The sequence below is a fragment of the Brevibacillus soli genome (genome assembly GCF_044759095.2).
Taxonomy (GTDB): domain Bacteria; phylum Bacillota; class Bacilli; order Brevibacillales; family Brevibacillaceae; genus JBIYSM02.
The window spans coordinates 34,991-60,169 of the sequence record NZ_JBIYSM020000012.1; the positions used below are offsets into that span (position 1 = coordinate 34,991).

A 25,179-nucleotide genomic window follows, 5' to 3' on the forward strand; every position below is an offset into this window, starting at 1 on the left:
CTTATTCCTTCACGACAAACTCGATTGAACCCAGTCCGTCCCATTTTGCACAAACCAAATCTCCCACCGAAAGCGGATGAGCTCCGGTTATCCCTCCGGTCAAAATCAATTGACCCGCTTTGAGCTTTTGTCCTCTGCGAGCGAGCATGTTGGCCAGCATGGCAACGGAATGTGCCGGGTGACCGAGAACGGCTGCTCCTGCACCCAAATCTCTCAATTCTCCGTTGATCGAGAGAGTTACCCCGACCAGATCCAGTTCCAGTTCATCAGGCTTTCGCAACGTGGTTCCGAGAAACACCCGCGATGCGGATGTGTTGTCGGCAATGACATCCGGCAGGGTAAAATGAAAGTTTTCATATCGGCTGTCAATAATCTCCAAGGCGGGGAGCACGTATTCCGTTGCAGCCAATACCTGGGCGCCTGTGATTCCCGGCCCTTCGATGTCCTTGCCCAATACGAAGGCAATTTCCGCTTCCACCTTCGGATGGATCAACTCATGCAAATAAAGGACACCGTCATCAACGGCCATGTAATCAAAAACATGACCATAAATCGGATCGTTTACGTTCATTTGCTTCATTTTTGCCCGGCTGGTAAAGCCCATTTTGGTTGCAAGCACCCGATGGCCTTGCGCTTGCTTCAAGGCAACCAGTTCATCCTGGATCCGGTACCCGTCCTCCACGGATAAGTCGGGATATTCGGCCGTAAGCCTCACAATCTCACGCCTGTCCCCTTCTGCATCTGCCAACGTTTGGGCCAACGATTTATACAATGGTTCCGGAAGCAAGCTGATTCCCCCTTTTCTTGCTGGCGATTTCCGCAGCTACGTCCACAATCATGTCCTCCTGGCCGCCTACCGCTTTTCGCTTCCCGAGTTCAATGAGAATATCGCGGGAATCGATGCCAAACTTTTTCGCGGCGCGCTCCGCGTGAAGCCGGAAGCTGGAGTATACCCCGGCATATCCGAGAACCAGGCTGTCCCTGGTGATCTCCTGCGGCACCTTTAGAATCGGCGCAACGATTTCTTCAGCCAGATCCATCATTTGATAGAGATCAATGCCGGTCTGGATGCCCATCCGTTCCAGTACGGCAATCAACACTTCCGTTTGCGTGTTGCCTGCGCCTGCCCCCAGGCAGCGGACACTTCCGTCGATTCGGGTAGCTCCTTCTTCAATCGCCACCAGCGTATTGGCCATGGCCAAAGATAAGTTGTTGTGAGCGTGAAACCCGATTTCCACGCCGAGGCTCTGTTTCAGGGCCTTGATCCGTTCCCGGACTTGATCCGGCAGCAACGCTCCCGCCGAATCGACGACATACACGATATCCGCCCCGTAGCTTTCCATTAGCTTCGCCTGTTCCACCAGCTTTTCCGGTGATGCCATGTGGGACATCATCAAAAAGCCGACGGTCAAAAGGCCAAGTTCTTTCGAGCGGGCGATGTGCTGCGCGGAAATATCCGCTTCGGTTACGTGGGTGGCGATTCGCGCCATGCCTACTCCCAGTTTGGCCGCTTCATTCAAATCCTTGATCGTGCCGATTCCCGGCAACAAAAGCACCCCGATCGTTGCTTGCCGGCAGACTGCAACCGCTGCCTCAATCAGTTCCATTTCATTCGTACGGGACAGCCCATACTGCAGAGAGGAACCGGCAAGCCCGTCTCCATGGGAAACTTCGATGAATGGAACGTTCGCTTCGTCAAGTGCGCGGGCCACATCGACCACTTGTTCCACGGTGAATTGATGGTTGATCGCATGGCTTCCGTCTCTCAGCGCCACTTCCGTGATGAGAATATCGCGTTTTTCACTCATCTGCTTGTTCTCCTCCCCTGATTACACGGATGCCGCGCTTACATGATGTTTGGCAAATTCCTCTGCCACTTTTACCGCTGTAGCCGTCATGATGTCCAAATTGCCGGAATAAGTCGGCAGGTAATCACCGGCTCCCTCCACCTCAAGGAACACCGTTACCTTATTGCCGTCAAAAATGGGCTCTGTCCGTAGACGGTAGCCAGGTACATAGGATTGGATATAGGCAACGGTTTGCTGAATGGATTGGGCGATCGCCTGTTCATCCGCCTTTTCTTCTACCAGGGCATATACCGTATCTCTCATCAAAATAGGCGGTTCTGCCGGATTGAGGATGATAATCGCCTTCCCCTTTTTCGCTCCGCCAATGGCTTGAATGCCGTGCGAGGTTGTTTCCGTAAATTCGTCGATGTTGGCTCGAGTCCCCGGACCGGCGCTTTTGCTCGCAATGGTGGCCACAATCTCGGCGTAGCTAACCGGGCTCACGCGGTTAATCGCATGAACGATGGGAATCGTTGCCTGGCCTCCGCACGTAATCAGATTGATGTTTGTTTCATTCATGTGGGAACCGAGATTGACGGCCGGAACCACATACGGACCTACTGCCGCCGGGGTCAGGTCGATGGCTGTTTTGCCCGCTTCCCTGAGAGCCTTGGCGTGCCGGATATGCGCTTTGGCAGAAGTGGCGTCAAACACGATATCCGCCAGCTCCGGGCTTTTCTCCAAAAACGACTTCAGTCCGCCGTCGAATACTTCGTATCCCCGTTCCTTTGCCAGGCGAAGTCCGTCCGAATCGGGGTCAATCCCAATCATCGAGGTCAACTCCAGGACATTGGATCTGCCCAGCTTGATCATTAAATCGGTACCGATGTTACCGGAGCCGAGTATGGCTACCTTTACTTTAGACATGCCTGCTCTCCCCCCTATCATGCCATTATGGTGTGAACCGAACTCCAACTTCCCCGAGATGGGCAATCCGCGCGCTGAAGGAATCGCCCGGCGCCGCGTTGACTGCCGCAGACAGGGCTCCGGACAGGATGACTTCCCCTGCTTTCAGCGGAATCTCATACTCAGACAGCTTGTTTGCCAACCAGGCCACACAATTTGCCGGGTGGCCCAACGCAGCGGCACCCACACCGGTATTCATCAACTCGCCGTTTTTATAGAGCGCCATGCCAGCCAAGGCGAGATCGATCTGATCCGGCTTCACAGGATGACCGCCCAGCACATACAATCCGGAGGACGCATTGTCTGCAATGGTATCCTGCAGCTTGATCTTCCAGTCGGCTATGCGGCTGTCCACGATCTCCAGAGCGGGAACCACATACTCGGTAGCCTTCAGCACATCGTATGCGGTTACGCGGGGACCAACCAGATCACGCTTCAAGAAGAAGGCAACCTCCGCTTCCACCTTTGGCTGCAAGACGCGTTGAAACGGGATTTCTCCTTTGTTTTCCACCGCCATGCCGTCTAACAGATGTCCGTAATCCGGCTGATCGACGCCAAGCAATTTTTGCATGGCCAGCGAGGTCAAGCCGATTTTCTTTCCGACAATCGTGGCGCCTGCGTTTACTTTTCGTTCAATCGTTAGCAATTGAACCTGATACGCCTCTTCAACTGTAATGTTCGGCTCCATGGACGTGAGTGCTTCCACTCCGTGACCGCTTTTTTCCGCCTCGGCCAAATGGTCGGCAAATCTCGTAATTTTCGCCAAGTCCAATTGCAGGTTCCTCCCTGTGTTTTTTTGTTGTGGGGCCCCCGAAAAGTACTCGGAATGAACTCCGGAGCTATGCGTCACTTTTTGGGGTAACTACAGTTTCATGGTTACGGTCTTTGCTTCCGTGTAAAACTCAAAGCTGTGCCGCCCGCCTTCACGGCCGATGCCGCTGGCCTTTGCCCCGCCGAATGGCGTGCGCAAATCGCGAACATACCAGCAGTTGATCCACAACAGGCCGGACTGCACCTGATCCGCCACACGGTGGGCACGTCTCAGATCGTTGGTCCAAACCACACCGGCCAATCCATAGATGGAATCATTCGCGATGCGGATGGCGTCTTCTTCCGTTTTAAACGGAATGACCACAAGGACCGGACCGAATATTTCCTCCTGGGCTACCCGCATTTTGTTGTCTGCATCGTACAATACCGTAGGCTCGTAGAAATTTCCTTCTCCCAGCGTCGTGATTCGTTTGCCACCGCAAGCGAGCTTTGCTCCTTCGGAAAGGCCGATTTGCACGTACTCATCCACCGTATTCAAGTGGCTGCGGGATACCAGCGCTCCCATATCCGTATCCGGATCAAGCGGATTCCCCACCTTGATCTGTTGAACCGCCTTCACGAACTTGTCGAGGAACTGATCGTAAATGCTTTCCTGCACCAGCAATCGTGATCCCGCCAAACAAATTTCTCCTTGGTTTCGGAAAATGGCTTCGATGGAGCCCTTCACCGCTTCGTCCAGGTCGGCATCTTCGAACACGATATTGGCTGACTTTCCTCCCAACTCCAGAGAGACAGGGATCAGCTGGGAAGCCGCATTTTTCATGACGGTTTTTCCTGTCGTGGTCTCACCGACAAAGGAAATCCGGCGTACATATGGATGCGTGGTCATGGCAGTGCCGACGGTTCCGCCCGGGCCGGTGACAATGTTCAATACCCCCGGCGGCAAACCTGCTTCATTGGCGATTTCCCCCATCATCACAGCACTTAACGGCGTATAGGAGGCCGGTTTCACCACAACCGTGTTGCCGGCTGCCAGGGCGGCAGAAGCTTTCCAGGTCATCTGCATAAACGGCAGATTCCACGGAATAATCAGGCTTGTCACGCCAGCTGGAGCGTATTTGGCATACGACATGAAATTGCGCATCTCGTAATGTTCATGAGTCAGATATTTGGCCATCTCGGCAAAGAAGCGCAAATTCCAGGCGGCACGCGGAATATCAAAGCCGCGGCTCTCTTTGATCGGTTTGCCTACGTCCAGCGTTTCCACCACTGCCAGCTCTTCCACTCGCTCCATGACGAGATCGGACATTTTGCAGAGGATCTTCGCTCTATCGTCAACGGACATGTTGCTCCAGACGCCGCTTTCAAATGTGCGCTGGGCAGCTTCGATCGCCTTGTTCACATCGTGCTCGTTGGCATTCGCCACGGAGGCCAGCTTCAGATTGGTCGAAGGATCGATCGAATCGAACGTCTCACCGGAGAGGGCATCCGTGTATTCACCGTTGATAAACAGCTTTGCATCTTTCAGTGTTCGTTGATTTTCCTGTGTAGTCTGGCTCATCTGAATCCTCCTACTCCTCAATTTCCACGATCATCTCAACCTCGACCGCATTGTTGTGCGGAAGTTGGGCCATTCCTACCGCAGAACGTCCGTGCTTTCCTTTCTCTCCGAAAATCTCTACCAACAAATCGGAAGCGCCGTTCATCACCTTGGGTTGATCCGTAAAGTCAGGATCGCTGTTTACAAATCCGAGGATTTTCACAATCCGCTTTACTTTGCTTAATTCTCCGATCTCCTGCTTGATGACCGTCAGGAGATTGAGCATGCACTGCCTTGCAGCCAGGTAGCCGACTTCAACCGTCACATCCTTGCCAAGCTTGCCGCGGTACTCGTTCGTGCCTTGTCCTGCCGTAAAGATGAGGTTCCCGGTGCGAACGCAGCTGACGTAGTTTCCGGCAGATGGCCTCGGCTCAGGCAGGGTTAAACCCAGTTCCTGCAATCGTTGTTCAGGTGTTCCCGCATGTATGGTCATCGTTACCTCACCTTTATTTCGCTCATTTTTAGAAAGCGAAGCGCATTTTCACCCAACATCGCCCGCTTTTGCTCTTCTGTCACCGTCAACGTTTTGTCAATGACCTCTCCGGGAGGAATTTCCCGCAGCAGGAAGGGATAGTCCGATCCCATCAGGATACGGTCATGGCCAAAGCGGTCAACCATGTATTGGATATTCGTCGGGTCATAGACGAGCGAATCAAAATAAAAATTCTTCGCGTAATAACTCGGCGGCTGTTCAAGCAGCCTCAGATGGGGCCATACCTTCCAGCCCTGGTCCAGACGAGGAAGAATGTAGGGGAATGCGCCCCCTCCGTGCGCAAAGCATATATTGAGCCGTGGGAATCTCTCCATCACGCCACCCAGAATCAGACTTGCCGCGGCCAGGGCCGTTTCGCTCGGCATTCCCACGGTATACATGAGATTGTGGCGCGGCATCCGCTCTCTGCCCAAGGTCTCCCACGGATGGACAAACAGCGGCACATCCCATTTCTCGCACATGGCAAAGAAATCGATCAACGAAGGATCATCCAGATTTCTGGCGTTAACATTGGTGCCAATTTCAATCCCTTTCAAGCCCAGTTCATGGATGCAGCGATCCATCTCACGGATCGCAATCTCCGTGTTCTGCAGGGGAACCGTTCCCAGTCCAATAAATCGGTTAGGGTGCTGTGCGACGGTTTCCGCTATGAAATCGTTTTGAATGCGAGCCATCACTTCCGCTTCTTCCGCCGGCGCCCAATAGGAAAACGTGACGGGGATCGGTGACAACACCTGGATGTCTACCTTTTCCCGATCCATGTCCTGAAGTCTCTTCTCCGGACTCCAGACCTGATCGGTCACCTCGCGAAACACTTTCCCCGCTACCATGATGTTGGCGCCGCAGGTGCACGTCCGGTGAAGGACAGGCCAACGATCGCCTTGAAATTTTTCAGCCAGATTGGGGAGGTCCTCCGGAATGATATGCGTATGAAAATCTACTCGCATTTCCACTCACTCGCTTCCGGAGGCATGACATACCCGCAATGCTTGCACGTGCGCAGCTCCAGACTGCTGTTAAACCCCTGGATCGCTTCTTTTACCTGAACTTCGATATTCGTCAATTGAACGGTGGCACGATGCATCTCATGGTCGCATTGGTCGCAGAACCAGACAAAATCCTCCAGCTCGCCTTGAGCGCGGTTGCGTTCAATCACAATGCCGATGGTATCTGCGACCCTGTGCGGCGAGTGCGGCACGTTGGGCGGAAGCAGGAACATTTCCCCCTCCTTGACCGTGATCACTTCTCGTTTGCCTTCCTGATTCATGATTTCGACGTAACAATCCCCCTTCAGTTGATAGAAAATCTCTTCCGAGGGGTCGACGTGAAAGTCACGCCGTTTGTTTGGTCCGCCAAGCAGCATTACCATCAATTCCGCATCTTTCCAAATCAATTTGTTGTTGACCGGAGGTTTGAGCTGATCCTTGTGTTCTTCGATAAATTTCCACAGATTGATCGGTTTCAACGTACTCGTTGTACTCATGTCCCCATCGCTCCCTACTTTTTCAAATGATCGACCGTCTTGCCGCCAATGGCCCAGTTGGTCAAAGGAATTTCATAAAGCAAAACCCTGACTCTCTCCGGTGAGACATCCAATGTTTCGGATACCGTTTGCGTGACCTTTTCAATCAACCGGTCCTTCACTTCCTGATCTCTTCCCGCCAGAATTTTCAGTTCAACGATAGGCATTGGAAAGATCCCCGGTTTTTAATGCTTTTTGCATATGGACCACTTCTTTGGCCAGATTCGCAACTCGGTCCAACACTTCCGCGTCCGTCAACTCGTTCTGTTTGTTGAAATGATCCTGATGCGCGTACACAAATCCGGGTGCCACATACGCCCGGAAATACCCGGCGATCGGCTTTAACTGATTTTCGATCACCAGGTAATGCTGGTACGTTCCTCCGTTTGCCACAAATCCCATCACCTTGTTGCGAAGAGCCTCTGGGCGAATGTGGTCAAACAAATTTTTTAGCGCTCCGGTGATCGAGCCTTGGAAGATCGGCGTTCCGATGATATAGAAATCAGCTGAAGAAACGATGTCGATGACTTTTTTCGTATCATCCGGATACGTGGACGGATCGCGCCCGTCACAGAGAGAGACCTTGTACTCTCGTAAATCCAGCAGCTCCACTTCGATGTCGGGAGCGATTTTTTTCACTTCATCCAGTACGTTTTGCACGAGAATGCTTGTTTTGGCTCCGATCATCGTTCCGGAAATGCCCAGTAATTTCATGTTCGTTCCCTCCCTGATCAAGCATTGGCAACCGGCTCATTGGTATCACGCTCAGCAGGTATTTGGAGCGCGTCATCGACCAGCGCAAATTGGTGTGCGCGTTTGTAATTGTTGTAAAAGATGGCCCGCTTTCGAATCGGGTCGCCGGTATAATACCGTTCGTACTGGAGCAGGCGTTGTCCGAATGCCTCGCCGCACAGATCCCACGCCAGCTTGAACAGACGGACGCGCTCTGTACCGGACACACCGGCCCTTCCCGCGTAGTACTTCTCCATGTCCTTTGCCAATTCAGGATGGACCATATCGGCATCCGTCGGAGACATGAGCAGGCCTCCCGCTCCAATGATTTGCATCACTTCGATTGCCCGCGGATACATTCTCGGCAGCAATCCGCGAATCGTTTCCAGCGGCACGTACGCCGGCATCACTTCACCGGACGGCAGCACTTCATACTCCTGCTCCGCAATCAACAGCAGTGCCCGGATGGATTCCACTGCTTGTATCAGCTCACCCAGGTCATTCTGGACATTCAGATAGACATCCACCCCGATGGAATCAGCCAATCGGACCGCTACTTCCGTGGCAAATTGAAGCTTGATCAGCCCCCTTACGCCGGTTTGGTGAGCCGGCTGCTGCCCGATTCCCGTTTTTGGATACAGCAGGTTTGCCGCTTCCACGTTGTTGTACAGGAAGACCCGTTCCCACGGTACCAACACATCGTGAAAGACGAGAACCGCATCCATTTCCTCAAATCTTGAAGCCAGCGGGTGGTCATGAATCGGACGGGTTCCATCCTGCATCGGCTCACGGCAAATGATCCGAAGTCCCGGAGTGTCAATCGGAAGGGCAAAGGCAAGAGCGTAACGCTCATCACCCGGCTTAAAGCCCGGGAACGAGTAGATGATCACTTCATCCGTGATCGGCGCCAGGGTGGCCAGCATTTTGGCTCCTCTGACAATCAACCCTTCCGGTGTCTCTTTGACCGCGCCCAGATGTGTAAACATATCTGCTTGTTCATGAGACGACTTGCTGCGGTCGTTTTGCGGATTGATAATGGCGTGTGTTAAAAACAGGTCGTTATCTCGAATAAACTTGTAATAATTCTTTACATTTTCGGCCCATTGAGGATTGTATTTTTCCAGGAAAGACGCATTGCTGTACAACGAGGCAAGTACAACATTGAGAAAATCGGGTGTTCTTCCCATCAGTCCGAATGTCGCTTTGGCATACTCTTCGAACAACGCTCTCCGCGCCTTCAGATCGTCCAGGTTCTTCGGGACCAGAAAGGCATTGTTCACGCGTTCCCCTGTTTCTTCACAGATGTGTGTGATCTTGTCCTGAAGCTTTGGGTCATGCTGCATGTCATACAGCTTGGCTATCTCACGTATAGGCTGCTGAAACACAGCCTCTTCGAGCACATTTTTCACTAGTCGTCCCGCCAGCCAAATTTCCGGCTGCCGTGATCTCAATCCGTTGATATACTGAGCACCTGTACGGATTCCCATTGTGATTCCTCCCTGTAATTTCGGTCTTGTGATTGCATTATAATATTGAATAATTTTGAAAATTGTAGCGTGCTTAACGTTTTCTTATCGATTTTTAGAGACCCAAATGTACCCCCGGTTCGTGTGTGTAAACTACTTAACATGTTTTTGGTTTTTTTCCTGGGAGAGATTCCTTTTACGTTGTACATATTCTTTGCTTCCCTTTATAATTGAATTGATTGATTTTTTGAAAGTTTCGATTTTTGCAGGCGTGCCAACTTCATTTTCAAGAGGAGTTTGAAGGAATGAACCTGATCGAAGATGTTGTAAACGTGTCTTCTATCATGCATAAAATGGTTTTGTGCTTTGAAGATGATTTTACGTTGGGGGTCACGGACAGAGAGAAATTTATCACCTATCTACCGGGAAAAAGCCTGCAATTTCACCTGTCACCCAATGATCCGATCAAAGAGGGCAGTCTTGCCAATCACGTACTCAAGCAAGGCAAACCGATCAGCAAAGTGATGGATTCATCTGTTTACGGGATCGCCTACGTAGCTGGCGGCCTTCCCATTGTGGAAGACGGCATGGTTACAGGTGCCCTTGTCTTTGGAGTCAGTTTGGATCGCCAAAACAAGCTTTCTGAAATTGCCGAACATTTATCGGCAATCGTGGAAGAGGTATCGGCACAGTCAATGGAAATGCAGAGAGGTGCTGAAGCCCTTTCATCGCATAGTGAGAAACTTTATCAGGTAATGACCGGTATGTTGGAGCAATTGCAAACAACTTTTACCGTATTGAATTCGATCTCGCAAATCGCCAAGCAGTCGGAAATCCTTGGCTTAAATGCTTCCATAGAAGCCGCACGCGCAGGCGATCACGGCAGAGGGTTCACGATCGTGGCTGGAGAAATACGCCGATTGGCTGCGATGTCAGCGGATTTGGCGAAAGAAATTTCCAAGAATCTTTCGTCGCTGCAAAATGAGATGTCCTCTCTATCGGGAATGGTCATCGATTCCAGGCATCTTTCAAAGGCTCAGACAGAAGGGATTTTGGAATTAGCCGCCGCCATTCAAGAAGTTACGGAGGAAGCAATATTGCTCCAACAAATGTCACAAATTCAATTGAATACCTAGTTTTTTTCGAACATCTACAACCCGATTGTAAGGAGTGTTCGATATGGTATCTCTGTTTGAAACCGACGTGAAATGGGAAACGTTTTTAAAATACGGAACCAGGCAATTCTGTAAAGGAAAAACCGTCATATACAATCAGGGAGATATGGGAGAAGGATTCTATTACCTTCATAAGGGCTTGGTAAAAATCGTCACCTCAACGGTAAAAGGAAAAGAGCGTTTGCTAAACATCGTGGTTCCCGGTCAAATACTGGGCGTCCAAGCAATGGATCGGCAGACGCACTTTACAACTGCCCTAGCAGTAAAAGACTCTGTGCTCTACCATTTCTCCTGCGAACAGTTTAAGGAACTGATGAATGTGCAGCCGGATTTGCTTCCCCTTTTTGTACAAACGGTTAATCAAAAAATGCGCATCCTGCTTTATGCCATTAATTTGAAAGCGCTTACGGCTGAGGGGCAAATCTCCTCACTGCTTCTCAACATTTGCGAGGAAAATAAAAATTATGAAGTGCCTTTGACTCAGCAAGACCTCGCAAATTGTACCGGATTGACGCGGATCACCGTCTACAAAGTACTGAAACAATGGAAAGAAGACGGATTAATCGATATCGAAAACCGTAAATTTATCATAAACAGACCGGATTTATTGCGAACACAGGCTGGGCGAGTGGTTTAGAAGAGAGTCATTGCAGAGGGAACTTACGATTCTGATTCGGTAAGGAAAGGTGATCGAATGTTATCCCTTCGCTACAAGTGGACCCCATTTTTGAACTATGGGAAAAAACTTGAGATGAAAAAAAACACGGTTGTTTACCGTCAAGGCGAAAATGGAAAAGGCTTTTATTATTTGGATCAGGGAGGCGTCAAAATTCTCCTCTTGTCCGATCACGGCCACGAGCGCATTGTTGACTATGTTCCAACAGGAACACTTTTAGGCGAACACGGAGCGCATAGGGGGTCCTATTTGACTTCCGCTATCACCACATCCCCTTCCATCTTGTATTACTTCTCCGATGAAGCATTATCAGCAGTCTGCAGGGATCATCCCGATGCCGCTGTTCTTTTTACCAATTCCCATATTTATAAAATGCGATTGCTGGCCGAAATCATCTGGCTTCTCGACAGTCCGGTTGAACAGCAAATGGCACACTATCTGCTCAAGCTCATTCACATCCACCAAAGTGAGAACGTACCCATCGATCAAACCTCGTTCGCTCAGTACATCGGCACATCCCGCATTACCGTAAATAAAATCATCCAAAAATGGAAGCAGCAAGGATGGATTCAATGCTCCAATGGCGTGATTCGTGTGATGGAGTTAGCGAAAATAAAGGAGATCCTGAACGATTCGGAAGAATTTCAAATGCAGTAGAGGGACCCCTCCTTGTAGCAGGAGGGGTTTATATCGTTTGAATTTTTGGCAGACACAACTCCCCTACCACATGAGAAAAAGTTTTAAAGTATAATAAAATGAAAATAAAGGGAGGTATGCGTAATTCGAAAAGTAAGCCAAAACGATCCCTGTCCCTGTGGCAGCGGAATGAACTATACACGCTGTTGTTTGGAAAAAGATGAGGCGAATAACGTCACCCGAATCGTGCCTGATCACATCGAACACAACACGAACGCGGTGCAGACACCATTGCAATTCAATAGCGAAACGGTCCAATCACTCGTTGAAGAAAAATTGATGTGGGACAATGAATTGTATCAATCAATTGGCCGCAATCTTGTGGCAAACATGAGCGGTCAATACGATTGGGAGCTCGTCGGGGAGGCCGTTTGTTTATGGAATTCCTATTCTAACGAAGTCAGACCCGTCATCAAAAAGGTAGAGGTGTTTCCTGCTGCCATAGAATACTTCATAGCCCAAGTGCATGGAAAGTATGACGTAACTCAATCGCTTCTGGCTCAAAAATACGGCGTTTCTGAAAGTACCATATCTCAACGGGCTCAACAGTTGTTGTGGTTCGCAGCGGAATGGTCACCTGAACGGAACGTGAATGACGAACCCATTGACCACCCTCACGCCTCTCGCATCTCCAGAAAAGAAGAGGCACAGACCCTACTATTCCATGCATGGGACGAGCCCTCTGACCACAAGCGTGTCCAATTGGCCAGAAAAGCACTGGAATTATATCCGGACAGCCCTGAAGCCTATACGATTCTCGCAGAAAGCGAAGCGGACACTCTCGAAGAAGCTGCTATGTATTACAAGCAGGGAATGCTTGCTGGAGAACGCGATTTGCGAGAAGCCTTTATGAGGGAGAATAAGGGTCATTTCTGGATGATCACCTCCACCCGCCCCTACATGCTCGCAAAATTGGGCTACGCCACTTCGTGCTGGGAACTGGGCAAATTCCGGGAAGCTTTAAAACAGTACGAAGAACTGCTGGATTTAAACCCGAATGATAACCAGGGAGTACGTTATCTGTTACTTGCTGCTTACATAGAAACCGGGCAATTCCCGAAGGCCGAGCAACTCGTTGAAAGATATCAAGACGATCAATCAGCGAACTTCCTCTACAACCGCGTCTTGATTGAATACGGACTGAACGGCAATACGGCACAACTTCATTCCTTGATGAAAAAGGCCAAAAAGCAAAACCGTTATGTGATCGACTATTTGTTGGGCAAACAGCGAATTCCCGAAGAAATTCCAGAGTATATCGGTTTCGGCGACAGAAGCGAAGCGATCGATTACATTCAAAACCATATTCATTTATGGAATGAAAAACCGGAACTGCTTCGTCTGTTGGCAAATCTATGATCAGGGTGACACCTAAAGGGATGAAAGCACAAAAAGCCCCAGCGGATTTCTCCGCCAGAGGGCATCGTTGTGGTTCCGTTTTGTCAATTCAGTCGGGACATCACTTGTTCTCCACGTTAATAAACGGTGTAGCTCCACCGGTGACATTTGGCAATTTTCCATCCCAACGGCGAATGGCTTCCAGTTGCGCTTCAATCTGTCTGAGTTGAATCAACTCTGGAGTTACCTCTTGTTTTTGTAATCGCAGGGCTTCTGCTTGGGCTTGCGCTCTCGTGATTTCCTGTTCTTTTTCAATCTTGATCCGTTCCAGATCAAGTTTGGACTTAAGCGCTTGTTGCTCCGCAACCTGCTTCGCCTCAATGGCACGGTCAAACTCTTCGCTGAACTTGAATTCTCGGATGTTTATCTCGTCCAGGACAATATGATAGACAGAAAGTTTTTGTTTCAGCACCTCTTTTACCTTGGTACTCACTTCAGATCGTTTTGAGACTAATTCTTCCGCCGTATACTGGGCAGTCACTGCTTTCAAGGCTTCCGCTATGGCTGGATCAACGATTCGCGCTGCATAGTCCATCCCGACTTGTTGATACAGTTTATTCACGTTTTGACCATCAAGGTGATGATTGACCGCGATCGTAGTGGCTACTGTCTGCAAATCCCGCGAGGCAGACGTTTGGCTCGTCTCTGATTTTTGGACACGCACTTCCATGGGAATGACGGATTGAATAAACGGCATCTTAAAATGAAGACCCTCATCAAAAACCTGCGGCTGAACTGCCCCCAGTTGAAGCACAACTCCTCGATGACCCGCCTGTATGATCGTAATGGATTGAAACAGGAAAAGCCCTATAAGCAAAGCCAGTAGGATCGTGAATACCGTCTTGGGGCCGATGAGTCTCGTACTCATTTTTGTGACGTTGTTCTTTTCCATTTCAGTCTCCTTCGTCATATTTTTCGAGACGCTTCTTTTCGTTTCAATCTATTCCGGAACCTGACGATCCATGCTGGAAAAAACTCTGAACAAGAAAACCCACCCGGCATGAGCTATCCTCGACCCACTCGGCGTTAGCTATCGCTGTGCCGAGTGGGGTCCCTTTCTTCGCCGGGCGGGGCCCCGAACACTTTTCTAGCGGCTGTATGGGATGTCCACATTTATAAATTCTTATACACTAAAAAAAGGCTTCATCCCTGATAGATTCTTTCTATGGGATGAAACCTTTTCCTATAAGGGCGGATCATCTGCACTTTTAAATCTGAATATACCCTAATTCCTTGGAGATCGTGTCAGCTGTACTGATAAGGCTTTCAATGATGGCACGGTTGTCACGGCCCTGCATGTAGGAAGCCTCCCCCACCATATTCAGAGCGGCAACGGTTTGTCCCGAATACGATCGAATGGGGGCTGCGATGCCATATAAACCAAGTTCGTTTTCGTTGTCGCTTATCGAGTATCCTCTTTTTTGCACCTCGTGAAGCTCAACTTTAAGCTTATCGGCACTCGTGATGGTATTTGGCGCTCGCCGCAGCAAACCCTTTGCCACAGTCGCTTTTACCATCGAAGGATTGTGGGATAAAATGATCTTGCCCGTACTGGTGCAATAGGCCGGTTTCCTCGAACCGACGTAGGTAGCTATCTCCATGGCATGCTTGGGGGTTGCCTTTAAAACAAAAACGACTTCTCCTTGGTCAAACATTCCGATGTGAACAGTCCCGTTGAATCTTCGGATCAGCCCTTCCACCAAGGGAAACGCCTGACTCAGAATGTCCTTCTGGTACATCACGCGATTGCCCCATTCGAGCAGTTTCCAACCTAACCGATATTTTTTCTGTGTATCCTTAATCAGCATTCCTTCCTCACACAAGGTGTGCAGCAAATGGTGAACCGTACTCGGATTCATATTAAGTTTTGTTGCGATTTCCAAATTGCCTAAAACCGGTTCATCATCCGTAAAACAGTTCAGAATTCTGGAGATTTTTTGTACAGAACCAATCATTATTGTATCTCCCTCCATTAACTATCTTTACATGGGAATGAATGGTTCCCGTTTCAGCCAAAATTTTCTGTATCGATAGCTAAAGTCGTTTTCTCCTGTTCTACCTTTACTATAATTGAAAGCGCTTACTTGTGGCAATGAAGTTTTTCATTGTGACAACCCTAAAACTTTCGGAACGAACAAGACGGCATCTTCCCAATACGTGAGAACGAATAAAATCACAATCGCTACCACCAAGAACGGCATCGTAGCCTTGACCAGTCTTTCAAATTTTACTTGTGCGATGGATGAGACGATAAAAAGTCCTGTTCCCACTGGCGGTGTCAAGAGACCGATCGTTAAATTGATGCAGATGATGACCCCAAAATGAATCGGATCAATTTGAAACGCTGTTACGAGCGGCATCAGCACCGGCACTAAAATAATCAGCGCAGCAATTCCGTCTAGTATCATGCCAAGCAACAATAATAATAGATTGACCAGCAACAGGAAAATGAACGGATTTTCGGACAATGAAAGCATCGTATTGGCAATCACTTGAGGAATTTGCTCAAAGGCAATCATCCACCCGAAAATGTTGGCCATGGCGATCAGAAAGGTTACGGTCGCCGTGCTGATTACAGTATTGACAAGAATCTCCGGAATCTTTTTCATATGTAATTCCCGGTACAGAAATGCGCCTACAAAGAACGCGACAACACAGGCAATGGCGGCTGATTCGGTCGCGGTGAATGCTCCGCTTAATATCCCGAAAATAATAATGAACGGGACAAGCAGTGCGGGAAAAACATTTACCGTACTCCTAAAAATTTCTTTTCCTGTCGCACGTTCGCTTTTCGGGAAGTTATGCTTATACCCTAAATATGCGATCAGCGATACAAACCCGATCCCATAGATAATTCCTGGAATAATCCCCGCCATGAACAATCCGCCGATGGATGTGCCGGAAAGCGTTCCATAAATAATAAAGATCATGCTTGGCGGAATGATCGGAGCCACGATGGAGGAAGCAAGTGTCAAAGCAGATGAAAATTCTTTGTCATAGCCTTCCTTTTCCATTTCAGGAACCATTACCTTGCTCATCATCGCAGCCTGCGCGTTGGCTGACCCTAAAATGGAGGCAAGAAACATATTCGACACAATGGTCACATAGGCCAATCCCCCGCGAACATGTCCCACAAAAACTTTCGCGAATTGGACCAGACGGGTTGTAATGCCGCCTCCGTTCATTAACTCACCGGCAAGCATAAACAGCGGGATCGCCAGCAGGCCGAAATTCTCCAATCCGGAATACAACCGCATGGGAGTAGATGCGAGCAGAGTCGTGTTTCCACCGAGCAAGAAATAGACAATGGTAATCATGCCGAGAACCAGAGAGATCGGGATGCCCATTAACAAAAAGAGGAAAAACAGCAAAATAACCAATGTTGTCATTGGACTTCCTCCTCTCGAAACAGTTCAAGAAGATTGGATATGAGGTGAATCACAGCAAACGTTAAGCCGATCGGCACCGCAGAAAACGGAATCCACATGGGCAATAGAATGGCGCTCGATTTTTGAAAGGCGACGCCCGGTGAAAGCACCCATGTATAGCTGTAATAAAGCAAGAAAACGAGAAACAGCAGCATGAATATATGCCCGATGATTCCGATGATTTTCTTTACTTTCGCGGGCACATATTCAAGCAGAATGGTAACAGCGGCCTGGGACTTGTATTTCAGTCCCAGGCTGCCGCCGATAAAGCTGATCCAAATCAGCAAGAATACGGATACCTCCCCCGCCCATGACAAGGGGGAATTAAGCAAGTAGCGAAATACAACAGCCAATGCAACAATGACAGCCATCGCAAACATGAGTACAATGGCAAGATATTTTTCTATCGTGGAAATGCCGTTGCTCAATGCTTTCATGTATCTTTCCCCTTCATGTGACTATTTGCGGAACGTGTCGATAAACTCTTGAATGAGGGGGTCGGTCGGACCGTATTTCTCATCAAATTGTTTCTTGTAGGGATCAAACAGGGCAGGATCTATTTCATAGATCTTCATGCCTTTGTCACTCAACGTCTTTTTAAACTCCTCTTCCTGTCCTGCTCTTGTTGTTGCGGAAAAGTTCGCGGCAGCATCAATGGCTTCCCGGATAATCTGCTTATCCTCGTCCGGCATCTTGTCGAAGGTGACCTTGCTTACCATAGCGACTGCAGGCCAAACCATATGATTTGTCACAGCCCCGTACTTGACGACTTCATAATATTTATTCGTAATGGTGGCATCCAGGTCCATATCCATCCCATCGATTACGCCGGTCTGTACGGCTGAATACACTTCAGGAAGCGGAAGCCCCTCGGTGGACGCACCTGTGGACTTATAGAAATCCTGCAGCGGAGGGCTTGGAGTTACACGAAGCTTTAATCCAGCCATGTCTTCCGGCTTTAGCACTTCCTTGTCTTTAAACAGCATGACACGCTGTCCGGCAAACAAGTAGTCCAGACCCACCAGTCCCTGCTGTTCCAACGTACCAAGAATTTTTTTGGCGATCTCGGTTTTACGCGCTTCATTCGCCGCTTGCAGATCTTTAAAGGCATAAGGTGTAAACCAGGCCGCAAAAGAAGGCGATCTGGAGCTCAGATAGGCAGCTGTGATGAATCCGAAATCGACAGAGCCGGCTCCGATTTGCTGTACCATGTCAGCTTCCGTGCCCAGTTGACTGGAGGGGTAAATCTCCAATTTCATTCGTCCGCCGGAGCGCTTGTCCAGTTCTTCCTTAAATTTTTCGGCTGCCAAGTGCCACATATGCGTTGGCGGCGTGATGTGAGCCAATTTCAACGTATAGCTTGGCTTGGCTTCCCCGCTTGGTGCAGTGGACGGAGTAGATGTACCGCCCGTCTTCACTTCTCCGCTGCCACAGGCTGTCATGAAAATCGCCAGAGAAGCGGCTAATAGAGAAACTCCCCATTTTTTTACCTTTTTCATACGATTGTCCTCCATCAGTAAAGTTTTGGATTTATTTGCTGATTGGCGCCCATCTATCGGTTACCGTCTCCTCCATTCGAAAAAATCTATTCTTACTATATAAATATCGACAATTTTGAACAATCCGGTTATTTCATAATTTGAAATTTAGAATAATTTTTGAAATGTGAAGATTATCTGAACTAAAAAAACCATGTGAAAGCCTGGTTCCGCCAAGCAAAAAAAGACATGGATGAACAACTCCATGCCATAGCAAATCGAACGCCTCCATTAGCTCAAAGGGATATCCGTTGTCGCCACCCAGGTTCCATACTCGCCTGCTCGAATAGAGGGAGGTTTCATCATAACGCTTCCCCTTAAAACATAATGCCGCATGTTAATCTGTGGCTCATCAACAATGGTCAAGGTTCCAACAAAGGTTGCATAAGGGGATTCAAACCGGATTTCTTTGGTGGTTTCATTCCAATATCCTTGAATGGGAATAAAGGTGCCGCGAAAATTAACCGCTCCACTTATACGGTTATTTTTGACCAAGTGAATCATGAGTGTTCCTAATGATGCCGGTCTGCCGCCTATACTCGCGTACATATTCCACTGCGATGGGGACGGGATACTAACCGTCGTCACCTGTCCAACTGCCATGGTTGACCTCTCCTTATCGCAAGACTTGAGGATTAAGCCATCAGGTACCCTACAGTATATGTACGCGTGTAAAACGATCCATCAGACAAACGTCCAAATTTTGATGTGAGGATTCTTATCCTAGCCATGCAAACCTCCCTCCAACCGGGGCCGATGGCGATAGGGACCGACCGGGATTTGGATCAGACTGGTTTTCCCTTGCGTAGCTATCCTGTAAATCTCATCACACGCGTTTGAATCAAATCCGAGGAGCGGGTGCCCGCCCATCCCGATGGCGGACGCCGCCAACAGCAACCGCTGAACGAGCATACCCGCTTCCATCTGTTGGATGCGATATCCTCTGTACCCCAGATCCGTGATGAGGTGATCCCTGTCCCCTGCCACGTGCAGGCAGAGCGGTACTTGAAACAGATTTACATTGTCCAAAGACAATCCCTGCTGCAGCCGAAGCCGATGATCTCCGGGACGTACCCGCCGCAACGCATGAGCCGCGCTGTCATAGCGGTAAGCACCATCCGGAATGTCTTCTACGTTATACAAACAGCCATACAACAAGACGCGGGACTCGGGGTTCTCCCGTGCACCGTCCAAATCATTTCGATACGGGAAGGAAGCTGTCACCTCTTGAAACAAAGCGGCCAGCTGCGTTTGGCTTACCTTGCCCAAAACGAAACCCATCTCAGGTGAATGCCGCTTTCGGCAGACCAAGGCCAGATCAAACGACAACCGCTTCACGTGGGGCAGAGCCACCGTCTGGCCCTCGCCGCTCACGCGCTTCTTCCTCCTGATCTGCCGAAACGATCGCGGCGACTCCAGCAGGGACGCTTCGTTCATCTTGATCAGCATCGGATACTCCAAGACCCTGCGCGACCGGACGTAGCGATCGTGCTGAATGGCTGTCAACTCCCGGCACAATTCGGTGGCAGAGACAAACCCGCCCCCGTCATTTTCTTTGGCAAACCAAGTGAGCGAAGGCTCCACCCACAGCGGAATTACCGCATACACGCTCTCCTCCTGTTCGGTTAGCCCGAGCAGATGGTTGACGGCACGATCAAGAAACTGGAAGTACACCCCCGTTTCGAAACCAAACCGCTTCGCCACTTCCAGCAGCTGCCCGATCAGCACGCCAGCATCCAGCCCTTGCAGGCGGTAGGCAAAATTGTGGTACTTAAAGAAATTTTTCCAGAACAGGGTCGAGACAAAAACGGTACCAAAACAATTCGACAGGTCACAGCGATTGCCAAGAGCCCGGGCAAGATAGGAATCGAAATTGCCTTCGCGCAGTAAAACCAAGCAGTGGTGGGCCACATCATAATGGTATATCCCGGCTGGTACATCCTCCCCCTTCAGATAGACGTATAATTCGTTTGGATACAGCGCCCCGCCGGAGGGAACAAATCGCCGAAACGACTGCATGGGACCCGCCGCTTGTTCCGTGGAATCCGAAACAGGGACGGACTGGCTGAATTGAGTGAGTCCGAATACGTACCAGAGAAAATGGCCGATTCCGCGAAGGCCGGGCTTCGCGGGATCATCCCGTCCGTCCAGTCTAAGCGGTACTTCCGAAGACAACGGAACGACAGGCAAGCCACGGTAGAGCTTATACGCAAGCGGTGCGTCTTCCCAATCCACCTCCAAGTCCGGCGGTCTAGCCTTGTCAGTGTCGAAATGCAGATTGTAGAGAAACGTCTCCAGACTCATACTTGCCCCTCCCAGTCTCGGCTTATGGAAACGGATGCGGATGCGGATTGAGCTGTTCAAGCGTCAGCGGTTGTTTCGCATAGCCGAGTTCCACCGGCACATGAAGCACCCTTCCAAGCCCTGTCAAGCGGGTAAAATGATGCCCGAACGTCATCGGCAGCATCCCCGGAATCAGCACTCTCACACAGCGCAGTCCGTTACGCTGGATTTCCGGTGTCGTCTGGTCCACGACGATCACATCGAGGTTCAATAGGCGAAACGCCTGGAGAATGTCCTTCAGATCGTCGGTCAGGTCCGCATGCCTCTTCTTTGGTTTGTATTCCTCGTCAAACGTTCGCAACGGACGATTTTCATCCAGCAAAAATTGCAGCCGCTCTTCCGCTTCCGGCAAACTGTACAGCATGGAATGGTCCTCCATCTTCTGCACGAGGGACGGATCGTGGAACATTCGCACATACTCTTCCCGGTTTCCCTCGAATTTCTCGTCAAGCGTCAGCAGCATGGCGGCCACCTCGTGTATCGAGCTTTTCACCGCCCGAACCGGATCCGGATGAGCTCCGCCCGCACAGATGAGATTCACTCCCTTTTGCTTCCTGTTTTTCGCGATTGTCCACACGCTCGGAATCCCATTTTCCATCGTTGCGTTAAACAAATGCAGATCATATCCCGCCACCGCCCGCAAGCGTTCGATCATCAAGCGCAATTCCTGGTCGTTGGCGGAATAAGGGTCAAGACGGGGGAGAGGCAGTCTCGCGTACCAAGTCATCAAAAACGAATCGCGCTCCACCACTTCCAAAATGCCATAGAAAATGGCCTCCTCCAAGCTTCCGCCCAACGCGCAACCGTTGGAAGTTTCATAGACAAAGCCATGCCCACAGCCCAAGCTGTAATAGGCGAGCAGCTCCGGAACCAGGATTGGACGTTCTTGCAAAAACGAATATCCCCACACCCAATCGATGGGACGGTCAGGATCGAACGGTTTGAACGGAAAATGAGGCCGCGCATACTGTTCCTTCGCGTGCAGCCCTACCTTGACGGGATCGAGCGCTTGATCTGCCAGATTGCGGAAACTGTCGCGAATCACCGTCCGTTTGCCATGGGGTGACAGTCCGCAATACCGCTCCAATCCCTCTAAAATGGCTGTCAACTCGCTTTCCGCATAGGAATGGGTCCGACCTGCCGTTGACTCGTCCCCCGCGAACAACGGAAGATTCACGCTCATATCAGCAAACGGTGATACGAGGTCACGCATTTTTCCGTTCAAAAAGCCAGTCCGATAATCCAGATAGTCTTTGACCAGAACTTCCGCCAGGTCATCCATCGGACGGCAGCGGTAACTGTCGTCGCTGATCTTTGGACTAGGCTTAAGCGAAATGTGGGCCGCGATCGACGAATCGGCAGGCAGTCGACTGCAAACCTCACACAACGGGTCCGGCAGAAAGTAGTGGCGTGAGCTATTCAGCGTTTTCAGGTTGAGCAAAATCACATGTTCTTCCAAATGGGCCTGACCGCCTTGCAGCACCCTTTGTACCTCCGCCGCGAGCAGGTGAGTCACCTGCAAAAGTCCCGTGCGCGATGCCCATGCGTCACGCGGGATACCCCCATGTGCCGCCAGCCCCTGCTGCAGCTCCCACATCTCCTTGCGGTCGCGTCCCGCCAAAAGGCGTCGCATATCCGCACACCGGGAGCACCCGGGCGTACCCGGCCGTACCAACGGTCCGATAACGCCCTCACCAAATGAAACAAAACCGCGCAGCCAAGGGATGCCGGCAGGCTGCAAGACCTCTTCCGCCTCCTGATGAACGGAGGGGTGCCACGCATCGTGCAGCACCAAAGCCAACTTCGCCGCTTCCGGTACTCCTGCCTTCCAATCGCTCTGGCGAACGACCTGGTATGGGGCGGACAGTTCTCGGCACACAAGATCGGCCAACAGGCCTTCTCCGACAACCAGCACGACAGCGCTCATCGGGATCCCTCCTCTCGCAGCAGCACGCCAAACACACCGGCCAACTCCTCTTTCAAAAATGGCTCAACCGCCAGATCCAAGACCATGAGCCGCTTGCCATTCCGTTTCAAGACCTGCAAGGCCGACTGCAAGACCTCCGAATTTGCTGCCTCTTTACAAGCGGGGATCACAAGGCTCGGCTGCTCCTTTTCTTCCATGAATACGGACTCCAATGCTTGCGGCGAAAGAATCGCCGCTTGGTTTTGGGCCTCCAGCAGCGCCTGTTGCAATGCCTTGCGCAGCGCCATTGTGACATGCAAATCTACACAGCCATACCAGCGGCCGCTCGTACCGACCCAAACTACAGGAAAACCCGACACTTCCGCTCCCAAGCCGATCACTGGCGCTCCTTGCATCGTGGTCAATGCCTGCAAATAAAACTGGCAACGTTCATCTTCTATTGCACCCAACTGCACCCGAGAGAGAGCGGGCTTCTGATTCATCTTTCGCTTGCCCAGCTCATCATTCAAACACTTTTGCAACCCGCGGCAAACGCCTTCTGCAATCGTTTCCCCCGCTCCGACACCCACAAATTCCTGCGGTTCTACCGTCTTAACGAGCAGTCCAACCATTCGCGACACATACGCTTCAATCCCGGCCAGACCCGCTTCCCGCCGCGCCTCCTCATGCGTCAGACCTGTACAAACCATCTCCGGCAACAGCTCTGCCGGTCCCTCCGTGAGCGGGTCGACTGTCTGAACACGGCACTGAGCCAACGGAAGCTGCTTCAGGTCCCCTTCCTCCCAATAATGGAAAACCCCCGATTCCGCCGATGTTAACGTGCTGAAGTACGGAAGCAATGCATTCGTCTCACTGCCGTCCGAACTCGGCTCCAGCCGCCGATCGAGATCTTGAACCCATTCGGCCGACGTGTGACCGGTTACCAGCGGATGGGGCATGAACGAATGCCAGTTTCCTTCCAACGTCTCCAGATCAAGCAGGAAGAATGTATTCTTCCGGTCCGAGTCGGGCACACCCGTAACCGTTTTTATCAATTCAAACACGATCACATTGGCCAGCATCGCTCCCGCTGTGGAAGAGAAGGTGTGCAGCTTCGGGTCCTTGCAAATCGCGGATTGGTGTACGCGGCGCCACGCCGACTCCCAACATCCCTGAGTGTCTGGATGGACCAACGGACCCGCAAGACCCGCCTGCTCTACAACCATGGCGGGGAGAAACAACTTGCCCTCCTCCCTGCAAACCGCATGAAGGAACCTTAGTTCCTCGACATTCCCCTCCTGTGACACGTACAGAATCGCATGAAACGGCTGTACAGCCTTCCGCCAGGAACTCACCCCCTCCTGCTGCAGGATGATCTCCTCGATCGCCGCCTCCGGGTCCGTATTGCGGGCATGCGCCGCCAGTTCCTCCAGCCGCTGCCGATTGGTCGGCACCGAGTCCGTGACCAGCATCTGAAATCTGGACAATCCGGATTCGAGCAACGCCGCCACCAACGAGACAAAGAATGGACCCGAACCGACCGCCAACACTTTCGACTGACGATAGGACTGAAAACGGAACGCCCCCGAATCCCCTGCATGATCCAAAAACTCAATTTGGGAAGCATACTTTTTGAGAACCTCATCCGGCAATTGATGGGGACGATCTTGGCTCACATCCCGAACAAAGCCGTTTTGGAACAAGCTTTCCGCGATTTCATACACCCGGTCCCGGTATAAGTCCGGCAATCCGTCCGTCAAATCTTCCAACGTGTGCTCCCCGTTGAACATCGGAAGCAGTTTTTCAATCCACTGATCAATCGTACTGCCTTCCATACGGAACGAGCCTACGTTGTTCCGAAAATACACGCTGCCGTTTGGATCAGGGAGAAAAAATGTATCTCCCTTCACTTTCAGACGCATAGAGGGGGTCAACTTTGTCATTTCACTCCTCCTTGCTTTGAGCCGTTCTCAAATCTGCGCCATCACCTTCACCGTAATCTTATGTACCATTATTTGTCCCTCATGCCAGATCTTTAAAAGAAGAACCCCTGCCAGCCAAATACATGACTGTGCAGGGGCGGCTTCTTCATCAGGCAAGTACCGATTCCGCAGGAACCTAGAAACAACGGGAACAACGGCTGCATCGGAAAAAACAAAAACAACTGCACGAACAACTGCAGAAACAACTGCAAGAACAACTGCAGCTGCATCGACAACTGCATCGACAACTGCATCGACTAGAACCGCTGCATCGGCAAGAACAGCTGCATCGGCCGCATTGAACCAAAACAGCATCCTTCTGGTCATGATTGTCCCAAGGCGTCACCTCGCCTGCCTTGAATTCGGCAGCCTTCAACTTTTTGAGTTCTTTTTTGAAATCGTCCATGTTTACCACCTCCGTTCTTCATCAAGAGGTTTCCGGACACCATGCAAATACACTTCGAAGAAATCTACTGTAATTTTATGAAATAGGATCAACGATTGGTTACTCCAATCCATACCCATTTTTATTGGGCCGCCATGCAGATCATGGATCCTAAGAAAACCCAGCCGACTTTAGCTATCCTCGACCCACTCGGCGTTAGCTATCGCTGTGCCGAGTGGGGTCCCTTTCTTCGCCGGGCGGGGCCCCGAACACTTTTCTAAATTCTTATACACTAAAAAAAAATGCACCCCTTCG

25 protein-coding genes are annotated in these 25,179 nt (G+C 50.5%); 4 read left to right on the forward strand and 21 right to left on the reverse strand.

The genetic code is table 11. The features are described from left to right. Position 1 precedes the first annotated feature (1 nt). The 11 genes from ACE99V_RS06995 to ACE99V_RS07045 form a co-directional block, all read right to left on the reverse strand. On the reverse strand, positions 2-787 hold the full coding sequence (locus tag ACE99V_RS06995) for a 2-keto-4-pentenoate hydratase (protein WP_400490347.1): 786 nt from the start codon (positions 785-787) through the stop codon (positions 2-4). Beyond that, positions 765-1,808, reverse strand: a complete 1,044-nt coding sequence (gene dmpG, locus ACE99V_RS07000; protein ID WP_400490348.1) for a 4-hydroxy-2-oxovalerate aldolase — start codon at positions 1,806-1,808, stop codon at positions 765-767. Before dmpG ends, ACE99V_RS06995 begins: the two co-directional genes overlap by 23 nt. Positions 1,809-1,829: 21 nt before the next feature. Further along, positions 1,830-2,714, reverse strand: a complete 885-nt coding sequence (locus tag ACE99V_RS07005) for an acetaldehyde dehydrogenase (acetylating) (protein ID WP_400490349.1) — start codon at positions 2,712-2,714, stop codon at positions 1,830-1,832. 25 nt (positions 2,715-2,739) lie between these two features. Beyond that, positions 2,740-3,525 carry a 2-keto-4-pentenoate hydratase gene (locus ACE99V_RS07010; protein ID WP_400490350.1) on the reverse strand — a complete coding sequence of 262 codons (786 nt, stop codon included), beginning with the start codon at positions 3,523-3,525 and terminating at the stop codon, positions 2,740-2,742. Between the two features lie 90 nt (positions 3,526-3,615). Then, a complete protein-coding gene (locus tag ACE99V_RS07015) occupies positions 3,616-5,085 on the reverse strand; it encodes an aldehyde dehydrogenase (protein ID WP_400490351.1) in 1,470 nt (489 codons plus the stop codon). 10 nt (positions 5,086-5,095) lie between these two features. After that, a complete protein-coding gene (locus tag ACE99V_RS07020) occupies positions 5,096-5,557 on the reverse strand; it encodes a RidA family protein (protein WP_400490352.1) in 462 nt (153 codons plus the stop codon). A 2-nt stretch (positions 5,558-5,559) separates the two neighbouring features. Next, positions 5,560-6,564: an amidohydrolase family protein gene (locus ACE99V_RS07025; protein WP_400490353.1), complete on the reverse strand. Its 1,005-nt coding sequence runs from the start codon at positions 6,562-6,564 to the stop codon at positions 5,560-5,562. Further along, on the reverse strand, positions 6,555-7,100 hold the full coding sequence (locus tag ACE99V_RS07030) for a 3-hydroxyanthranilate 3,4-dioxygenase (protein WP_400490354.1): 546 nt from the start codon (positions 7,098-7,100) through the stop codon (positions 6,555-6,557). The genes ACE99V_RS07025 and ACE99V_RS07030 overlap by 10 nt, the downstream gene beginning before the upstream one ends. Before the next feature lie 14 nt (positions 7,101-7,114). Then, positions 7,115-7,306, reverse strand: a complete 192-nt coding sequence (locus tag ACE99V_RS07035; protein ID WP_400490355.1) for a tautomerase family protein — start codon at positions 7,304-7,306, stop codon at positions 7,115-7,117. Next, positions 7,293-7,853 carry an NADPH-dependent FMN reductase gene (locus ACE99V_RS07040; protein ID WP_400490356.1) on the reverse strand — a complete coding sequence of 187 codons (561 nt, stop codon included), beginning with the start codon at positions 7,851-7,853 and terminating at the stop codon, positions 7,293-7,295. Before ACE99V_RS07040 ends, ACE99V_RS07035 begins: the two co-directional genes overlap by 14 nt. 17 nt (positions 7,854-7,870) lie before the next feature. Then, a complete protein-coding gene (locus tag ACE99V_RS07045; RefSeq protein WP_400490357.1) occupies positions 7,871-9,358 on the reverse strand; it encodes a 4-hydroxyphenylacetate 3-hydroxylase family protein in 1,488 nt (495 codons plus the stop codon). Between the two features lie 284 nt (positions 9,359-9,642). On the opposite strand from ACE99V_RS07045, the gene ACE99V_RS07050 reads away from it, so the two are divergent. The 4 genes from ACE99V_RS07050 (at position 9,643) to ACE99V_RS07065 (ending at position 13,243) form a co-directional block, all read left to right on the forward strand. Beyond that, positions 9,643-10,473 carry a methyl-accepting chemotaxis protein gene (locus tag ACE99V_RS07050; protein WP_400490358.1) on the forward strand — a complete coding sequence of 277 codons (831 nt, stop codon included), beginning with the start codon at positions 9,643-9,645 and terminating at the stop codon, positions 10,471-10,473. A 43-nt stretch (positions 10,474-10,516) separates the two neighbouring features. Beyond that, a complete protein-coding gene (locus tag ACE99V_RS07055) occupies positions 10,517-11,149 on the forward strand; it encodes a Crp/Fnr family transcriptional regulator (RefSeq protein ID WP_400490359.1) in 633 nt (210 codons plus the stop codon). Positions 11,150-11,206: 57 nt separating this feature from the next. Then, entirely contained in the window at positions 11,207-11,845 is a 639-nt protein-coding gene (locus tag ACE99V_RS07060) for a Crp/Fnr family transcriptional regulator (protein WP_400490360.1), read from the forward strand. Between the two features lie 123 nt (positions 11,846-11,968). Then, positions 11,969-13,243, forward strand: a complete 1,275-nt coding sequence (locus tag ACE99V_RS07065; protein ID WP_400490400.1) for a tetratricopeptide repeat protein — start codon at positions 11,969-11,971, stop codon at positions 13,241-13,243. Positions 13,244-13,343: 100 nt separating this feature from the next. Here the strand turns inward: ACE99V_RS07065 and ACE99V_RS07070 are convergent, their stop codons facing one another. The 10 genes from ACE99V_RS07070 to ACE99V_RS07115 all read right to left on the reverse strand — a co-directional run bounded on the left by ACE99V_RS07070 (position 13,344) and on the right by ACE99V_RS07115 (position 24,885). Then, positions 13,344-14,174: a prohibitin family protein gene (locus tag ACE99V_RS07070; RefSeq protein WP_400490361.1), complete on the reverse strand. Its 831-nt coding sequence runs from the start codon at positions 14,172-14,174 to the stop codon at positions 13,344-13,346. A 316-nt stretch (positions 14,175-14,490) separates the two neighbouring features. Further along, on the reverse strand, positions 14,491-15,237 hold the full coding sequence (locus tag ACE99V_RS07075; RefSeq protein ID WP_400490362.1) for an IclR family transcriptional regulator: 747 nt from the start codon (positions 15,235-15,237) through the stop codon (positions 14,491-14,493). A 147-nt stretch (positions 15,238-15,384) separates the two neighbouring features. Then, on the reverse strand, positions 15,385-16,671 hold the full coding sequence (locus ACE99V_RS07080; protein ID WP_400490363.1) for a TRAP transporter large permease: 1,287 nt from the start codon (positions 16,669-16,671) through the stop codon (positions 15,385-15,387). Continuing rightward, complete coding sequence (locus ACE99V_RS07085) at positions 16,668-17,147, reverse strand: TRAP transporter small permease (RefSeq protein ID WP_400490364.1); 480 nt, start codon at positions 17,145-17,147, stop codon at positions 16,668-16,670. Before ACE99V_RS07085 ends, ACE99V_RS07080 begins: the two co-directional genes overlap by 4 nt. Positions 17,148-17,168: 21 nt before the next feature. Further along, positions 17,169-18,209, reverse strand: a complete 1,041-nt coding sequence (locus ACE99V_RS07090) for a TRAP transporter substrate-binding protein (protein WP_400490365.1) — start codon at positions 18,207-18,209, stop codon at positions 17,169-17,171. 270 nt (positions 18,210-18,479) lie between these two features. Then, on the reverse strand, positions 18,480-18,851 hold the full coding sequence (locus tag ACE99V_RS07095) for a hypothetical protein (RefSeq protein ID WP_400490366.1): 372 nt from the start codon (positions 18,849-18,851) through the stop codon (positions 18,480-18,482). A 120-nt stretch (positions 18,852-18,971) separates the two neighbouring features. Next, a complete protein-coding gene (locus tag ACE99V_RS07100) occupies positions 18,972-20,552 on the reverse strand; it encodes a SagB family peptide dehydrogenase (protein WP_400490367.1) in 1,581 nt (526 codons plus the stop codon). A gap of 22 nt (positions 20,553-20,574) precedes the next feature. After that, a complete protein-coding gene (locus ACE99V_RS07105; RefSeq protein ID WP_400490368.1) occupies positions 20,575-22,518 on the reverse strand; it encodes a TOMM precursor leader peptide-binding protein in 1,944 nt (647 codons plus the stop codon). Further along, a complete protein-coding gene (locus ACE99V_RS07110; RefSeq protein ID WP_400490369.1) occupies positions 22,515-24,440 on the reverse strand; it encodes a putative thiazole-containing bacteriocin maturation protein in 1,926 nt (641 codons plus the stop codon). Before ACE99V_RS07110 ends, ACE99V_RS07105 begins: the two co-directional genes overlap by 4 nt. Before the next feature lie 175 nt (positions 24,441-24,615). Then, positions 24,616-24,885, reverse strand: coding sequence for a heterocycloanthracin/sonorensin family bacteriocin (locus tag ACE99V_RS07115; RefSeq protein ID WP_400490370.1), 270 nt, complete (start codon positions 24,883-24,885; stop codon positions 24,616-24,618). Positions 24,886-25,179 lie beyond the last annotated feature (294 nt).

Bases quoted from the DNA above. Each gene is read 5' to 3' on its own strand.
- ACE99V_RS07100 (WP_400490367.1), bottom strand. From the start codon at position 20,552: ATGAGTCTGGAGACGTTTCTCTACAATCTGCATTTCGACACTGACAAG.
- ACE99V_RS07115 (WP_400490370.1), bottom strand. From the start codon at position 24,885: ATGGACGATTTCAAAAAAGAACTCAAAAAGTTGAAGGCTGCCGAATTC.
- ACE99V_RS07080 (WP_400490363.1), bottom strand. From the start codon at position 16,671: ATGACAACATTGGTTATTTTGCTGTTTTTCCTCTTTTTGTTAATGGGC.
- ACE99V_RS07105 (WP_400490368.1), bottom strand. From the start codon at position 22,518: ATGAGCGCTGTCGTGCTGGTTGTCGGAGAAGGCCTGTTGGCCGATCTT.
- ACE99V_RS07005 (WP_400490349.1), bottom strand. From the start codon at position 2,714: ATGTCTAAAGTAAAGGTAGCCATACTCGGCTCCGGTAACATCGGTACC.
- ACE99V_RS07075 (WP_400490362.1), bottom strand. From the start codon at position 15,237: ATGATTGGTTCTGTACAAAAAATCTCCAGAATTCTGAACTGTTTTACG.
- ACE99V_RS07020 (WP_400490352.1), bottom strand. From the start codon at position 5,557: ATGACCATACATGCGGGAACACCTGAACAACGATTGCAGGAACTGGGT.
- dmpG (WP_400490348.1), bottom strand. From the start codon at position 1,808: ATGAGTGAAAAACGCGATATTCTCATCACGGAAGTGGCGCTGAGAGAC.
- ACE99V_RS07050 (WP_400490358.1), top strand. From the start codon at position 9,643: ATGAACCTGATCGAAGATGTTGTAAACGTGTCTTCTATCATGCATAAA.
- ACE99V_RS07090 (WP_400490365.1), bottom strand. From the start codon at position 18,209: ATGAAAAAGGTAAAAAAATGGGGAGTTTCTCTATTAGCCGCTTCTCTG.
- ACE99V_RS07030 (WP_400490354.1), bottom strand. From the start codon at position 7,100: ATGAGTACAACGAGTACGTTGAAACCGATCAATCTGTGGAAATTTATC.
- ACE99V_RS07055 (WP_400490359.1), top strand. From the start codon at position 10,517: ATGGTATCTCTGTTTGAAACCGACGTGAAATGGGAAACGTTTTTAAAA.
- ACE99V_RS07035 (WP_400490355.1), bottom strand. From the start codon at position 7,306: ATGCCTATCGTTGAACTGAAAATTCTGGCGGGAAGAGATCAGGAAGTG.
- ACE99V_RS07060 (WP_400490360.1), top strand. From the start codon at position 11,207: ATGTTATCCCTTCGCTACAAGTGGACCCCATTTTTGAACTATGGGAAA.
- ACE99V_RS07040 (WP_400490356.1), bottom strand. From the start codon at position 7,853: ATGAAATTACTGGGCATTTCCGGAACGATGATCGGAGCCAAAACAAGC.
- ACE99V_RS07085 (WP_400490364.1), bottom strand. From the start codon at position 17,147: ATGAAAGCATTGAGCAACGGCATTTCCACGATAGAAAAATATCTTGCC.
- ACE99V_RS07045 (WP_400490357.1), bottom strand. From the start codon at position 9,358: ATGGGAATCCGTACAGGTGCTCAGTATATCAACGGATTGAGATCACGG.
- ACE99V_RS07025 (WP_400490353.1), bottom strand. From the start codon at position 6,564: ATGCGAGTAGATTTTCATACGCATATCATTCCGGAGGACCTCCCCAAT.
- ACE99V_RS07095 (WP_400490366.1), bottom strand. From the start codon at position 18,851: ATGGCAGTTGGACAGGTGACGACGGTTAGTATCCCGTCCCCATCGCAG.
- ACE99V_RS07015 (WP_400490351.1), bottom strand. From the start codon at position 5,085: ATGAGCCAGACTACACAGGAAAATCAACGAACACTGAAAGATGCAAAG.
- ACE99V_RS07070 (WP_400490361.1), bottom strand. From the start codon at position 14,174: ATGGAAAAGAACAACGTCACAAAAATGAGTACGAGACTCATCGGCCCC.
- ACE99V_RS07110 (WP_400490369.1), bottom strand. From the start codon at position 24,440: ATGACAAAGTTGACCCCCTCTATGCGTCTGAAAGTGAAGGGAGATACA.